The following is a 13,124-nucleotide window of genomic DNA, read 5'->3' on the forward strand; positions in this document are numbered from 1 at the left end:
CACCCGCATGAACACCACCACCTCCGCCCCCACCGACCACGACTCCAGCCCCGTCCTCTCGCGGACCCCGTTCGCCACCGGGCTGCTGCGGCAGACCGCGACCGGCCTGCGGATCCTCCTCGTCCTCACGGTGATCCTGGGGATCGGCTACCCCGCCGCCGTCTGGGCCGTCGGCCAGGTCGTCGCGGCCGACCGCGCGAACGGACAGATCGTCGAGGTCGACGGGCAGCCGGTCGGCTCTGCCCTCCTCGGTCAGACCTTCGACGACCCCGGGCTCTTCCACACCCGCCCCTCGGCCGCGGAGTACGACGGCCTGGCGAGCGCCGCGTCCAACCTGGGACCGTCGAACCCCGACCTCCTCGCGGCGATCGAGGAGCGCCGGGCGGCGGTGGCCGAAGAGGAGGGCGTCGACCCCACCGACGTCCCTGCCGACGCACTCACCGCCTCAGGCTCCGGCCTCGACCCGCACATCTCGCCGGCGTACGCCGATCTCCAGGTCGCCCGTGTCGCGCGGGCCCAGGGCCTGGACCCGTCCGCCGTGCGGGAGCTGGTCGCCGAGCACACCGATGGGCGGACGCTGGGGTTCCTCGGTGAGGAGGGTGTGAACGTGCTGCTGCTCAACATCGCGGTCCTCGACGCCGTGCAGGGCTGACAGGATGGCGGGCATGGACCACCCGCCCGTCCGTCGGGGGCGGCTCCGGGTCTATCTCGGAGCCGCCCCCGGCGTGGGGAAGACGTACAAGATGCTCGACGAAGGGCGGCGTCGTGCCGAACGCGGCACCGACGTCGTCGTCGGGTACGTCGACACGCACGGGCGGGTCCACACCGCAGAGCAGCTCGAGGGTCTCGAGATCGTGCCCCGGCAGCGGCTGGAGTACCGCGGGTCCACGTATGAGGAGATGGACCTCGCCGCGGTGCTCGCCCGGCGGCCGGAGGTGGCGCTGGTCGACGAGCTCGCCCACACCAACGTCGTGGGGGCCGGCTACACGAAACGGTGGGAAGACGTCGAGGCGCTCCTCGACGCCGGCATCGACGTCGTCACCACGGTGAACGTCCAGCACCTCGAGTCGCTCAACGACGTCGTGGAGTCGATCACCGGCATCCGCCAGCGCGAGACCGTGCCCGACCAGGTCGTGCGGGACGCCGACGCGGTCGAGCTCGTCGACATGAGCCCTCAGGCGCTGCGTCGCCGTCTCGCCCACGGCAACGTCTACGCCGCGGACAAGGTCGACGCCGCGCTCGCCCGCTACTTCCGCGAGGGCAACCTGTCGGCGCTGCGCGAGCTCGCGCTGCTGTGGGTCGCCGACCGGGTCGACGAAGGGTTGGCCCGCTACCGCCAGCAGCACCGCATCGACGCGACGTGGGCCACCCGGGAGCGGATCGTCGTCGCGGTGACGGGCGGCCCGGAGTCGGCCACGCTGCTGCGCAGGGCCGCGCTCATCGCGGGCCGGACGACAGGGGGCGAGTGGATGGCGGTCTACGTGACCCGCCGCGACGGACTGTCAGGGACCTCGCCCGACCAGCTCGCCGAGCAGCACGCCATGGTGCGCGACATGGGCGGCAGCTTCCACACCGTCGTCGCGGACGACGTCGCGGCGGGTCTCCTCGCGTTCGCCCGCGCCGAGAACGCCTCCCAGATCCTCATCGGCGCGTCGCGGCGCCCCCGATGGTCGGCGGCGCTGCGCCCGGGCGTCGGGGAGCGCGTGATCGCGGGCTCCGGCGACATCGACGTGCACATCGTGAGCCACGACCAGGCGCGCCGCGGGTCGCGCGAGCGGGAGAGACGTCCCGACCTCGGCCGCGGCCGTACCGTGCTCGGGTACGTCCTCGGCGTGCTCGCCCCCGTCGTCACCGCGCTGGTGCTCGACGCGACCGGCGACGTCCACGACCTCACGCTCGAGTCGATGCTCATGCTGAGCGTGGTCGTCGTGGTCGCCCTGGTGGGCGGGCTGGTCCCGGCCATGGTCGCCGCGGTGCTGTCCGCACTCCTCCTCAACTGGTTCTTCGTCGCTCCCGTGCAGACCCTCACGATCGCGCAGGGACAGTACGTCCTCGTGATCGCCGTCTTCGTCGTCGTCGGCCTCGCGGTCGCGTCGGTCGTCGACCTGGCCGCCGGGCGCGCCGCGCAGGCCCGCCGCGCCTCGGCAGAGGCTGACGCCCTCTCGGTCCTCTCGCACAGCCTGCTCCAGGCCGGGGAGAGCCTGCCCGAGCTCCTGTCCCAGGCGACCGAGGTGTTCGGGATGCGGGGAGCGGCCATCCTCACCCGGACGAACGGCGGTTGGACGACGTCGGTCGCGTACGGCGACGCCCCGCGGAGCGTCGGGGACGCCGACGTCGACGTGCCGATCGACGAGACGACGCTGCTCGTCCTTCGGGGGCGCACGCTGGACGCCTCCGACCGCCGGCTCGTCACCGCGTACGCGGCGCACGCGGGCGTCGTCATCGAGCGGACGGCCGCGGCCGAGGAGCATGCGAGGGCCCACGAGCTGGCCGAGGCCGACCGGACCCGTACGGCGCTGCTGGCCGCCGTCTCGCACGACCTGCGCAGCCCGCTGGCCGCGATCAAGGCGGCCGTCACGAGCCTGCGCAACGACGCGATCACCTGGTCCGAGGAGGACGAGGCCGAGCTGCTGATGACGATCGAGGAGTCGGCCGACCGCCTGGACGCGCTGGTCGCGAACCTCCTCGACATGAGCCGCCTGCGCACCGGGGCGCTCAGCGTGCACGCCACCGACGTCGACGTGGTCGAGCTGGCGCGCCTGGCGGTCGCCCCGCTCACCGACGCCGAGCGGGTGGAGGTGCGCGGTGAGCACGACGTCCCGCCGGCGCACGCGGACCCGGGTCTGCTCGAACGCGTCCTGGCCAACCTGTGCGAGAACGCGCTGAAGCACACCTCGAGCCGTGTCCTGGTCCAGGTCTCGAGCTACGTCGAGGCGGACGGGGACCCGCGGACCTGTGTCCGTGTCGTCGACCACGGGCCCGGAGTGGCCGATGCCGACCTCGCCCGGCTCTTCGCGCCCTTCCAACGGCTCGGCGATGTGCCGCAGGGAGACGGCGTCGGGCTCGGCCTCGCTGTCGCGCGCGGTCTCACCGAGGCCATGTCCGGTCGGCTGGACGCCGAGGAGACGCCCGGTGGCGGGCTCACGTTCGTGCTGACCCTGCCCCAGGCCGTCACAGGGACGACGGCGCCACCGGAGGAGAGACGATGACGTTCGTGCTGGTGGTCGACGACGACCCCGCGATCCTGCGGACCCTGCGGATCAACCTGCGTGCGCGCGACTACGAGGTCGAGACCGCCGGCGACGGCCGGTCGGCGCTGCAGGTCGTGGCCGAGCGGGAGCCCGACGCCGTCCTCCTGGACCTCGGGCTCCCCGACCTCGGTGGTGTCGCCGTGATCCGCCGGATCCGTCAGAGCAGCGCGGTGCCGATCGTGGTGCTGTCGGCCCGCCACGAGTCCGACGACAAGGTCGAGGCCCTCGACGCAGGCGCCGACGACTACGTCACGAAGCCCTTCGGCATGGAGGAGCTGCTGGCCCGCCTGCGCGCCGCCGTGCGCCGCGGCGCTCCTGCCGCGTCGGCGACCGAGCGCGTCGTCGTCGGCGACCTCGTCCTCGACGTCGACGACAGCACGGCGACGAAGGACGGTGCGGAGGTCCACCTGACGCCGACCGAGTGGCGGATCGTCGGCGCGCTGGTCCGACGGCGCGGGCGGCTCGTCCGGCAGGCCGAGCTGCTCCGCGAGGTGTGGGGCCCCGCGTACGAGCGCGAGACCCACTACCTGCGGGTCTATCTCGCGCAGATCCGCCGCAAGCTGGAGGACGACCCGGCCCGCCCGGCGTACTTCGTCACCGAGCCGGGACTGGGCTACCGCTTCGTCGGGTGAGCCTCACCGCACGCTCGGCCTGTCGATGATCCATCGCCACGTGCCGTCGGGCTGACGGCGGGCGACCTCGCAGGTCGCGCTGCCGGCGCCGGCGCTGCGCGGGAGCACCGTCGTGGTGAGCGCGAGGTCACCCTGGACCAGCGGTCGGCGCTGCACCCCCGTCGGCATCGCGGCCTCCCGCGCGAGGACGCGCTCGTAGAAGTCGCGGATCTGCGCGTGCCCCGTCGCCACGGACCCGTCGGGGAGCTCGAGCACGGCGGACGGCTCGTACAGCGCCACCAGGCCGTCGAGGTCGCCAGCGTGCAGCCGGTCGGCGAGCGCGGCACCGAGCGCGTCGGGCGTGCGGGGATCGGGAGGAGTCGTCGTGAGGGGCTGCCGAGACGCGGTGGACATGTGTTCGAGACTAGGTCGGGCGGCTGACACTTGTCGGTGCCCAGGTCTAGCGTGACGGCCATGACGGAGATCGTGCTCTTCCACCACGCGCAGGGTCAGACCGAGGGCTTCCACGCGTTCGCCGACGAGCTGCGTGCCGCCGGCCACGTCGTTCACACGCCCGACTACTACGCGGGGCGGACGTTCCCCAGCGTCGAGGAGGGCGTCGGTCACCGCGACGAGCTCGGCCACCAGGAGATGATGCGGCGCGCCGCCGCGGGCGTCGAAGGGCTTCCGTCGGAGGTCGTCTGGATGGGGATGTCGCTCGGCGTCGTCTTCGCCCAGCTCTACGCCCAGACCAGGCCAGGGGCGCTCGGCGGCCTCTTCCTCTACGGTGCGCTCCCGCCCGACGAGCTCGGCTCGGCCTGGCCCGAGGGCCTGCCTGCGCAGGTCCACGGCATGGTCGACGACCCGTGGATGGACTGGGACGCCGAGGTCGCGACCTTCGCGGACGCCTCCGGCGCAGAGGTGTTCCGCTACCCCGGCTCCGGCCACCTGTTCGGCGAGGTCGGCAACGCCGACTACGACGCCGAGGCCGCAGGGCTCCTGCGCGAGCGGGTCCTCGCCTTCCTCGCCGAGCGCGAGCACCGGTGAGCACGTTCGGCGACGCGCCGCGGCTGCCGGTCGACTCGGCCGAGCAGTGGCGCGCGTGGCTGGCCGAGCACCATGACGACGCCGAGCCGGGTGTGTGGATCGTGTGGCGGCGCCGTGAGAGCGAGCGCCCCGCGCTGTCGTACGAGGCGTTGATCGAAGAGGCGCTGGCGTTCGGGTGGATCGACGGCCAGGCCAAGGGGCTCGACGACGACCACTCCATGCTCTGGATGACGCGGCGTCGTCCGGGGTCGGTCTGGAGCCGGCTGTCCAAGGAGCGCGTCACCCGCGTGGTGGAGTCTGGTCGGATGACGCCCGCGGGGCAGGCGGCGATCGACCGCGCGAAGGCCGACGGGTCGTGGACGATCCTCGACTCCGTCGAGGCGATGGAGGTCCCCGACGACCTGGCTGCGGCGCTCGACGCCGACCCGCAGGCGCGTCGCCACTTCGACGCGTTCACGGCGGGCAGACGCAAGCAGATCCTGCGCTGGCTGGTCGATGCGAAGCGTCCCAGCACCCGCGAGAAGCGCATCGCGGAGGTGGTCCGGCTCGCGGCCCAGGGGGTCGCCGCGAACGACCGCTAGTTGTGCGGCTGCAAGAACTCCAGCCGGTTGCCGAACGGGTCCGCAGCGTAGAAGCGACGGTGCCCCGGGAAGGTGTCGTCCCACGTCACCTCGACGCCCGAAGCGACCAGCCGTGCGGCGACATCGTCGATGCGGGCCACGAGGATGCCCGGGTGCGCCTTGCGCGCGGGCGCGAAGTCGTCCTCGACCCCGAGGTGGATCTCGAACCCGCCGGACCGGAACCAGCAGCCACCGCGCGCCGCGAGGACGGGCGGCTTCTCGAGCTCGTGCATCCCGAGGACGTCACCCCAGAAGGCACGGCACTCCTCCTCCCCGCCCGGCGGGATCGCGAGCTGCACGTGGTGGAGGTGCACGAACGCGAGGTGCCCCGGGTCGGAATGGTCGGTCATGCCGCTCACGCTAGTGGCGGAACAGGTCGGCGGCGGAGGCGGTTGAGAAGGACGTGAGCACTCCTGCCCCGGTGGACGACGTCGACGTCGTCGTCATCGGCGCAGGCCAGGCCGGCCTCTCGGCGGCGTACCACCTGGCGCGGCTGGGGGCTCGCTTCGTGGTCCTCGATGCGAACAGCGCTCCCGGCGGCGCCTGGCAGCACCGCTGGCGCACGCTCACGATGCGTGACGTCCACGGCATCGCCATGCTGCCCGGTCTCGACGTTCCCGACGTCGACGACGAGGCGCTCGCGCGGGAGTTCGTGCCGGCCTACTACGCGGCGTACGAGGAGCGCTTCGCGCTGCCCGTCGTACGACCGGTGCGGGTGCGCGCGGTCCGCGACGCCGTTCCCGGTGAGACGGAGGGCGACCTGCTCGTCGAGACCGACGCCGGCGCGTGGCGTACGGCCGCGGTCGTCAACGCCACCGGGACCTGGGAACGCCCGTTCTGGCCCCGCTATCCCGGCGCGAGCGCATTCCGTGGCCGGCAGCTCCACACCGTCGACTACGAGGGCCCGGAGGACATGGCCGGGCTCGACGTGGTCGTCGTCGGCGGCGGGGCGTCGGCGGTGCAGATCCTCGGGGAGGTCGCCCCGCTGGCCGCCTCCACGACGTGGGTGACCCGGCGGGAGCCGGTGTGGCGGACCGACGACTTCGACCCGGACGCCGGACGGGCCGCCGTCGCGCAGGTCGAGGAGCGGGTGACCCGCGGGCTCCCTCCGCAGAGCGTCGTGAGCGTCACCGGTCTGATGCTCCGCCCGCAGGAGCAACGCGCGGCCACCCTCGGGGCGTACGAGCGGCACCCGATGTTCACGCGCATCGAGCCGGACGGCGTCCGCATGGCCGACGGGTCGTACCAGCACGCCGACGTCATCGTGTGGGCGACAGGGTTCCGCGCGGCGCTCGGCCACCTCGCGCCGCTCCGGCTCCGCGAGGAGTCCGGCGGCGTCAGGCTCGTCGCCCGCGAGGACGCCCACACCCCGACGACCGCAGCGCGCGACCACCGCGTGCAGCTCGTCGGGTACGGCCCGAGCGCCTCGACGATCGGGGCGAATCGCGCCGGCCGCGTCGCTGCCCGCGCCGCCCTCCGCACCGCGTCCGCGTCCTGATGTGACACTGCATCTCGACGCAGTGCATCGAGATGCATATACTCCTCGGCATGGCTTTGGAGCACGCGATCCTCGTCTCGCTCGCCGAGCGTTCGGCGAGCGGGTACGACCTGACGCGCCGCTTCGACAAGTCGATCGGCCACTTCTGGAAGGCGAGCCACCAGCAGATCTACAAGGTGCTCGGCCGGATGGAGACCGCCGGCCTCGTCGCGTCGACCGCGGTCCCGCAGGAGGGACGGCCCGACAAAAAGGTCTACGTCATCACCGACGAGGGGTACGACGCGCTTCGCGAGTGGTCGCGCGAGCCGAGCCCGATCGAGCCCGCCCGCAGCGACTTCGCCGTGAAGGTGCGGGGACTCCCGTACGGCGACCGCGACGCGATCCTCGCAGACGTCGCCCGTCGCGCTGAGGCGCACCGCGAGCGGCTCGCGTACTACCGCGCCGACGCCGCCCGCACGTTCCCCGACGTCGAGGCGCTCGACGAGGGCCAGCGCGCGAAGTACGCGGTGCTCCGCGGCGGCATCCTCCTCGAGGAGTCCGGGCTCGCCTGGTGCGAAGAGGTGCTGGAGCTGCTCGGGGCTACTCCGTGGTCGGACGGCGACGCCGGGAGCGCAGCGCCGTGAACGCCACCCACAGGACGCCGATCGCGATCGTGACCGCCGAGACGATCAGCACCGCGTGCACCCACAAGAACCCCGTCGGCGTGCTGTCGCCGACCGCTCCCTGCCACGCGCGCTCGTCGTCCCAGACCGCCATCCCGAACCGCGGCCAGATGGCGATGTTGAAGACCCCGGCGAGCACCAGGAACCACGCAGCACGTCGAGAGATCACCCTTCCAGTAGACACCAGAGGTCCTCATGCCTGACCCGACCCCCTCCCCGTACCCGCACCTCCTCCGACCGCTCGAGGTGGCCGGATTCACGCTGCGCAACCGCGTGATGATGGGCTCGATGCACACCAAGCTCGAGGACCGGGCCGGTGACATCCCCAAGCTTGCGGCGTACTTCGCCGAGCGGGCGAAGGGTGGAGCGGCCCTCCTCGTCACGGGCGGGTACGCCCCGAGCTGGCGCGGGTGGCTCTCGCCGATGGGGTCGACGATGGCGAGCCGGCGGATGGCGGACAAGCACCGGACGGTGACCGAGGCGGTGCACGAGCACGACAGCCGCATCCTCATGCAGGTGCTGCACGCCGGCCGCTACGGCTACTCGCCGTTCTCCAAGGGTGTCTCCTCGAAGCAGTCACCGATCACGCCGTTCAAGCCGAGCGCGATGAGCAGCCGCGAGGTGGAGGAGACGATCGGCGACTTCGTCCGCGCCGCGAGGCTCGCCCAGCGCGCGGGGTACGACGGGGTGGAGGTGATGGGGTCCGAGGGGTACCTCATCAACCAGTTCCTCGCCGCGCGCACCAACGACCGTACGGATGCGTGGGGCGGCAGCGCGGAGAAGCGGATGCGCTTCCCCGTCGAGGTCGTGCGCCGCATCCGGGAGGAGCTCGGCCAGCACTTCATCGTCCAGTACCGCATCTCGCTCCTGGACCTCGTCGACGACTCCCAGACCTGGGACGAGACGGTCGAGCTCGCGCGCAAGATCGAGGCGGCGGGTGCGTCGATGCTCAACACCGGCATCGGGTGGCACGAGGCGCGCGTCCCCACGATCGTCACGTCCGTCCCCCGCGCCGCGTTCGCCTGGGTCACCGGCAAGCTTCGGCCCGAGGTCGACATCCCCGTGATCGCCTCGAACCGCATCAACACTCCCGAGGTGGCCGAGCAGATCCTCGCCGACGGCCAGGCCGACATGGTCTCCCTCGCACGGCCGATGCTCGCCGACCCCGAGTTCGTCAACAAGGCGGCACAGGGCCGTGCCGACGAGATCAACACCTGCATCGGCTGCAACCAGGCGTGCCTCGACCACACCTTCAAGAACCAGCGCTGCACGTGCCTGGTCAACCCGCGCGCCGGGTATGAGACAGAGCTGCGCCTCCTCCCGGTCCCGCGGACGCGCCGCAAGCAGGTCGCGGTGGTCGGCGCCGGTCCGGCCGGGCTCGCCGCCGCGACCGAGCTCGCCGGCCGCGGCCACTCCGTCACCTTGTACGAGGCCGACGCGCAGCTCGGCGGCCAGTTCCGGCTGGCACGGCTGATCCCGGGCAAGGAGGAGTTCGCCGAGACGCTGCGCTACTACACGCGCAGGCTCGAGATCACCGGCGTCGACGTCCGCCTCTCCACGCGCGCGGACGCCGACGAGCTGCGCGCGTACGACGAGGTCGTGGTCGCGACCGGCGTGGTTCCCCGCGTACCGGAGATCAAGGGCATGGACCACGCCAGCGTCGCCTCGTACGCCGACGTCATCGACGGACGGGTCGAGGCAGGCAAGAAGGTCGCGATCATCGGCGCCGGCGGCATCGGCTTCGACGTCGCCGAGTTCCTCCTGCACGAGCCAGACGAACCGCTCGACGCCTGGCTGGCACGCTGGGGCGTCACCGACCCGGCGCTCGCGCAAGGTGGTCTCGGCACGAAGGTCACGACCGTCCCGCCGCGCGAGGTCTGGCTGCTCCAGCGCAAGCCCGCCCCGCTCGGCAAGGGCCTCGGCAAGACGTCGGGGTGGGTCCACCGCGCCACGCTCAAGGACGCGGGCGTGCACATGCTCGGCGGCATCACGTACGAGTTCGTCGACGACGCCGGTCTGCACATCCGTGACGAGCACGGCACCGCGCACGTCCTGGAGGTCGACACCGTCGTCGTCTGCGCTGGACAGGAGTCGGTCACCGACCTCGCGGAGCCGCTGCGCGCAGCGGGCGTGCCCGTGCACGTCATCGGCGGGGCCGACGTCGCCGCGGAGCTCGACGCGAAGCGCGCGATCCGCCAGGCCACGGAGCTGGCCGCCCGGCTGTGACTTGACCTCGAGCGCGCTTGAGCTCCTAGCGTGACGGCATGACGAGCACCGCAGAGCACCTGAAGGACTACCCCGCCGACGTGATCGCGGCGCAGCCGATCGGGGCGTGGACGGGCGACGCGTACCGCCGCGTCGTCGGCGCGATCCGCGACGCCCTCGCCGTCGAGGACCTCACCCAGCCGCACTGGTGGACGCTGAACCACGCCGCCGGCGCCCCGGGCCGCTGGGGGCGCGACGAGCTGACCGCGCGTCTCGCCCCGTACGAGGATCTCGGGATCGACTTCGACGACGTGTACGACGACCTGGTCGCGCGCGGCTGGCTCCGCGAGGATAACGGCACCATGACCCTCACCGACGCCGGAGCGGCCGGGCTCGAGCGCGTCCGCGAGCGCAGCGCGCGCGTCCACCGCCAGACGCTCGACGGCATCTCGGACGACGACTTCGTCACGACCATCAACACGCTGCGTCGCATCGTCGCGAACCTGGGCGGCGACCCCAACATCGCGGAGTGACGCGCCGCCGGGACAACTCGGCGAAGATGGCGGCATGAGACTCGCCTACGGCTGCATGGGGCTCGCCGACGTCGCGCGTGCCGAGGCTGCGGTCGTGGCCGCGTACGAGAGCGGCATCCGGCTCTTCGACCACGCCGACATCTACGGGGGCGGCGTGGCCGAGTCGGTCTTCGGGGAGGTGCTCGCGCGCCACCCGGGGCTGCGCGAGGAGATCGCGATCCAGACCAAGTGCGGGATCGTGCTCGGCGGCGCCGAGGGCGGCAACGCGTACGACCTGTCGCGCGAGCACCTTCTCCGCTCGGTGGACGGCAGCCTCGAACGCCTCGGCGTCGACCACGTCGACCGGCTGCTGCTGCACCGACCCGACCCGCTCGCGCACCCGGACGAGATCGCGGCGGCGTTCGACACCCTGAGCGCGGCCGGCAAGGTCGCGAGCTTCGGCGTCTCCAACATGGACGCCGCGCAGATCGCTCACCTGCACGCCGTCGTACGGCAGCCCTTGGACGCCAACCAGGTCGAGCTCGGCCTCGGCCACCGCGACCTCATCGAGGCAGGCGTCCTGGTCAACCATCCCGACGGGCGCACGTACGCGGCCGCGCCGGGCCTGCTCGAGTTCTGCACCGACCACGACATCGCGGTGCAGGCGTACGGCGCGCTCGCCCAGGGCCGCTTCACCGGCCGCCCGAGGAGCCCGGAGGACGAGGCAGCGGGGCTGCTCGTCACCCGGTACGCCGCCGAGCTCGGCACGACCCCCGAGGCGGTTGTGCTCGGCTGGCTCCTCAAGCACCCCGCGCAGATCGTCGCAGTGATCGGCACGACCGACCCCGCGCGCATCCGCGCCTGCGCAGACTCCGAGGAGGTCGCCGAGGCGATGACCCGCACCCAGTGGTGGTCCCTGTGGACCGCCGCGCGTGGGGTCTCGGTCCCGTGACCGCCGTCCCGCGGCTGCTGCAGCCGAACCTCGTGCACCACTTCTACGCCGGAGGCGCGCGCATCGCCGAGCTCCGCGGGCTCCCGCCGGTCGAACGCTGCCCGGAGGAATGGGTGGGGGCGACCGTCACGCGCGCCGACTCCGCGGACGTCGGGCTCGCCCGCACGGCCGACGGCGCCCTCGTACGGGACCTCGTCGCGGCCGACCCGCTCGCCTGGGTCGGCGCGGCGAGCACGAGCGGCGACACCGGCGTCCTCCTCAAGCTCCTCGACGCCGCCCAGCGCCTGCCCGTCCACGCGCACCCCGATCGCGCGTTCGCCGCACGCCACCTCGCCTGTCCCTACGGCAAGACCGAGGCCTGGCTCGTGCTCGACGCCGACGACGGTGCCGTCGTCTACCTCGGATGGAGGTCCGACGTCGATCCGGTCGAGCTCGCGCAGCGGCGCGACGCGCAGGACAGCGACTGGATGCTGGAGCAGCTGCACCGCATCCCAGTCCGACCCGGCGACGGGTTCCTCGTCCCGGCGGGCACCCCGCACGCCATCGGGGCGGGCGTGTTCGTCGCCGAGGTCCAGGAGCCGACCGACTTCTCCCTCCTGCTCGAGTGGTCGGTCACGACCGCGACACGAGACGAGTCGCACCTCGGGCTCGGGTTCGACCTCGCGATGGACGCGGTGTCGACGACCGCGCTCGGGACAGAAGCCTTGGCAGGCTTCACCGTCCACCACGACCTGACCACGCGTACGGGCGCTGCCGTGCCGCTGCTGCCGGAGGCCGGCGACCCATACTTCCGGCTCGATCTCCTCGCGCCGCCGCCGGGCCAGGAGACCGTGCTGCCGGCGGGCTTCGCCGTGCTCGTCGTGCTGTCTGGAACCGGCGTCATCGAGGGCACCGACGCAGTCCCCGTCGGTGGCGGGCAGTCGTTCGTCGTGCCGGCCGCCTTCGGCTCCTGGCGCCTGGTCGGTGACGCACGGGTGCTGGCAGCCCGGCCCGGCGAAGGGTGGCGCGGCTCGCCCGACGGGCGCATCGTGGGGTGATGCTGACTCGTACGGCCGGGCTCGCCGCCGCTGTCGCCCTCGTCGCGGGGGCGGTGCCGACGGCCGTAGCTGCCACCTCGACGGACACCGTGCGGCTCGACGGCGTGACGGTGCGGCTGCGCGCGGGGACCAGCCAGGTCGTGACCGTCAACCGCACCCGCTCGTACCGCGCGCGCGTCGTCTTCTGGGTCAAGCGCGACGGCCGGTGGGTCGCGAAGCGGCGCACGAACGACGGCCGGATCGGGTACGGCGGGCTGGTCAAGGCGAGCAAACGCAAGCAGTCGACAGGGACGACGCCGCTCGGCACATTCACGATGACCGAGGCGTTCGGGCTCCGCGCGAAGCCGAAGGGCACCCGCCTGCCGTACCGGAAGGTGCGGCGCGGCGACTACTGGGTGCAGGACAACCGCTCGGCGCACTACAACACGCTGCGCAACAAGTCGGCCGGCGGCTTCCGCTGGTGGTTGCCCGCCTCGCACCGCAACGCGTCCGAGCGGCTGCGCGACTACCGCACCCAGTACGTGTGGTCGGTGGTCATCGACTTCAACCGTCCGCCGGGCGCGGTCCGCTACCGCGGCTCCGGCATCTTCCTCCACGCGAACGGCAAGGGCGCCACCGCAGGATGCGTCTCGGCGCCTGCCTCTTTCGTCCGGTATGTCCTCAGAAGGCTGAAATCTCAGCGAAAACCTGTGATCTCGATCGCAAAATAGCGGCGTTTGAGCGCGCAGA

The 13,124-nt window shown here is 72.6% G+C and carries 15 protein-coding genes; 12 read left to right on the forward strand and 3 right to left on the reverse strand.

Going from position 1 to position 13,124, the window contains the following annotated elements:
- The first annotated feature begins 7 nt into the window (after nt 1-7).
- From kdpC to NYZ95_RS10320, 3 genes are read left to right on the forward strand one after another with little or no spacing between them, the layout of a single operon-like run.
- The gene (kdpC, locus tag NYZ95_RS10310; protein WP_262851185.1) at nt 8-652 is read left to right on the forward strand and encodes a K(+)-transporting ATPase subunit C; all 645 of its coding nucleotides are present in this window, start codon (nt 8-10) and stop codon (nt 650-652) included.
- A gap of 13 nt (nt 653-665) precedes the next feature.
- Nucleotides 666-3,209 carry a sensor histidine kinase gene (locus NYZ95_RS10315; protein WP_262851186.1) on the forward strand — a complete coding sequence of 848 codons (2,544 nt, stop codon included), beginning with the start codon at nt 666-668 and terminating at the stop codon, nt 3,207-3,209.
- Nucleotides 3,206-3,883 (forward strand): response regulator, encoded by a 678-nt coding sequence (locus tag NYZ95_RS10320; protein ID WP_262851187.1) that lies wholly within the window; start codon nt 3,206-3,208, stop codon nt 3,881-3,883. Before NYZ95_RS10315 ends, NYZ95_RS10320 begins: the two co-directional genes overlap by 4 nt.
- A 3-nt stretch (nt 3,884-3,886) precedes the next feature.
- Here NYZ95_RS10320 and NYZ95_RS10325 read toward each other — a convergent pair whose 3' ends face one another.
- Nucleotides 3,887-4,276, reverse strand: coding sequence for a YybH family protein (locus NYZ95_RS10325; protein WP_262851188.1), 390 nt, complete (start codon nt 4,274-4,276; stop codon nt 3,887-3,889).
- A 60-nt stretch (nt 4,277-4,336) separates the two neighbouring features.
- On the opposite strand from NYZ95_RS10325, the gene NYZ95_RS10330 reads away from it, so the two are divergent.
- Together NYZ95_RS10330 and NYZ95_RS20410 are read left to right on the forward strand one after the other, a co-directional pair.
- On the forward strand, nt 4,337-4,909 hold the full coding sequence (locus tag NYZ95_RS10330; protein WP_262851189.1) for a dienelactone hydrolase family protein: 573 nt from the start codon (nt 4,337-4,339) through the stop codon (nt 4,907-4,909).
- Nucleotides 4,906-5,490, forward strand: a complete 585-nt coding sequence (locus NYZ95_RS20410) for a YdeI/OmpD-associated family protein (RefSeq protein ID WP_262851190.1) — start codon at nt 4,906-4,908, stop codon at nt 5,488-5,490. The genes NYZ95_RS10330 and NYZ95_RS20410 overlap by 4 nt, the downstream gene beginning before the upstream one ends.
- Here NYZ95_RS20410 and NYZ95_RS10340 read toward each other — a convergent pair.
- The gene (locus NYZ95_RS10340) at nt 5,487-5,879 is read right to left on the reverse strand and encodes a VOC family protein (RefSeq protein ID WP_262851191.1); all 393 of its coding nucleotides are present in this window, start codon (nt 5,877-5,879) and stop codon (nt 5,487-5,489) included. The two genes, NYZ95_RS20410 and NYZ95_RS10340, sit on opposite strands and share 4 nt — an antisense overlap.
- Nucleotides 5,880-5,932: 53 nt before the next feature.
- Here NYZ95_RS10340 and NYZ95_RS10345 point away from each other — a divergent pair, with 53 nt between their 5' ends.
- Both NYZ95_RS10345 and NYZ95_RS10350 read left to right on the forward strand, forming a co-directional pair.
- A complete protein-coding gene (locus NYZ95_RS10345; RefSeq protein WP_262851192.1) occupies nt 5,933-7,027 on the forward strand; it encodes an FAD-dependent oxidoreductase in 1,095 nt (364 codons plus the stop codon).
- 50 nt (nt 7,028-7,077) lie between these two features.
- Nucleotides 7,078-7,650 carry a PadR family transcriptional regulator gene (locus NYZ95_RS10350; protein ID WP_262851193.1) on the forward strand — a complete coding sequence of 191 codons (573 nt, stop codon included), beginning with the start codon at nt 7,078-7,080 and terminating at the stop codon, nt 7,648-7,650.
- Here NYZ95_RS10350 and NYZ95_RS10355 read toward each other — a convergent pair.
- A complete protein-coding gene (locus NYZ95_RS10355) occupies nt 7,607-7,858 on the reverse strand; it encodes an SCO4848 family membrane protein (protein ID WP_262851194.1) in 252 nt (83 codons plus the stop codon). The two genes, NYZ95_RS10350 and NYZ95_RS10355, sit on opposite strands and share 44 nt — an antisense overlap.
- Before the next feature lie 26 nt (nt 7,859-7,884).
- On the opposite strand from NYZ95_RS10355, the gene NYZ95_RS10360 reads away from it, so the two are divergent.
- Genes NYZ95_RS10360 through NYZ95_RS10380 form a run of 5 tightly spaced genes read left to right on the forward strand, consistent with a single transcriptional unit; the run spans nt 7,885 to nt 13,105 of the window.
- Nucleotides 7,885-9,915 (forward strand): NADPH-dependent 2,4-dienoyl-CoA reductase, encoded by a 2,031-nt coding sequence (locus NYZ95_RS10360; protein ID WP_262851195.1) that lies wholly within the window; start codon nt 7,885-7,887, stop codon nt 9,913-9,915.
- 38 nt (nt 9,916-9,953) lie between these two features.
- A complete protein-coding gene (locus NYZ95_RS10365; RefSeq protein WP_262851196.1) occupies nt 9,954-10,427 on the forward strand; it encodes a MarR family winged helix-turn-helix transcriptional regulator in 474 nt (157 codons plus the stop codon).
- A gap of 34 nt (nt 10,428-10,461) precedes the next feature.
- Complete coding sequence (locus NYZ95_RS10370; protein ID WP_262851197.1) at nt 10,462-11,358, forward strand: aldo/keto reductase; 897 nt, start codon at nt 10,462-10,464, stop codon at nt 11,356-11,358.
- Nucleotides 11,355-12,395 carry a class I mannose-6-phosphate isomerase gene (locus NYZ95_RS10375; RefSeq protein WP_262851198.1) on the forward strand — a complete coding sequence of 347 codons (1,041 nt, stop codon included), beginning with the start codon at nt 11,355-11,357 and terminating at the stop codon, nt 12,393-12,395. The genes NYZ95_RS10370 and NYZ95_RS10375 overlap by 4 nt, the downstream gene beginning before the upstream one ends.
- Complete coding sequence (locus NYZ95_RS10380; protein WP_262851199.1) at nt 12,395-13,105, forward strand: L,D-transpeptidase family protein; 711 nt, start codon at nt 12,395-12,397, stop codon at nt 13,103-13,105. Before NYZ95_RS10375 ends, NYZ95_RS10380 begins: the two co-directional genes overlap by 1 nt.
- The last annotated feature ends 19 nt before the right edge of the window (nt 13,106-13,124 follow it).

Origin of the sequence: Mumia quercus (assembly GCF_025506335.1) — a bacterium.
GTDB lineage: Bacteria > Actinomycetota > Actinomycetes > Propionibacteriales > Nocardioidaceae > Mumia > Mumia quercus.

Bases quoted from the DNA above. Each gene is read 5' to 3' on its own strand.
- NYZ95_RS10340 (WP_262851191.1), bottom strand. From the start codon at position 5,879: ATGACCGACCATTCCGACCCGGGGCACCTCGCGTTCGTGCACCTCCAC.
- NYZ95_RS10360 (WP_262851195.1), top strand. From the start codon at position 7,885: ATGCCTGACCCGACCCCCTCCCCGTACCCGCACCTCCTCCGACCGCTC.
- NYZ95_RS10325 (WP_262851188.1), bottom strand. From the start codon at position 4,276: ATGTCCACCGCGTCTCGGCAGCCCCTCACGACGACTCCTCCCGATCCC.
- kdpC (WP_262851185.1), top strand. From the start codon at position 8: ATGAACACCACCACCTCCGCCCCCACCGACCACGACTCCAGCCCCGTC.
- NYZ95_RS10320 (WP_262851187.1), top strand. From the start codon at position 3,206: ATGACGTTCGTGCTGGTGGTCGACGACGACCCCGCGATCCTGCGGACC.
- NYZ95_RS10330 (WP_262851189.1), top strand. From the start codon at position 4,337: ATGACGGAGATCGTGCTCTTCCACCACGCGCAGGGTCAGACCGAGGGC.
- NYZ95_RS10370 (WP_262851197.1), top strand. From the start codon at position 10,462: ATGAGACTCGCCTACGGCTGCATGGGGCTCGCCGACGTCGCGCGTGCC.
- NYZ95_RS10315 (WP_262851186.1), top strand. From the start codon at position 666: ATGGACCACCCGCCCGTCCGTCGGGGGCGGCTCCGGGTCTATCTCGGA.
- NYZ95_RS10350 (WP_262851193.1), top strand. From the start codon at position 7,078: ATGGCTTTGGAGCACGCGATCCTCGTCTCGCTCGCCGAGCGTTCGGCG.
- NYZ95_RS10380 (WP_262851199.1), top strand. From the start codon at position 12,395: ATGCTGACTCGTACGGCCGGGCTCGCCGCCGCTGTCGCCCTCGTCGCG.
- NYZ95_RS10365 (WP_262851196.1), top strand. From the start codon at position 9,954: ATGACGAGCACCGCAGAGCACCTGAAGGACTACCCCGCCGACGTGATC.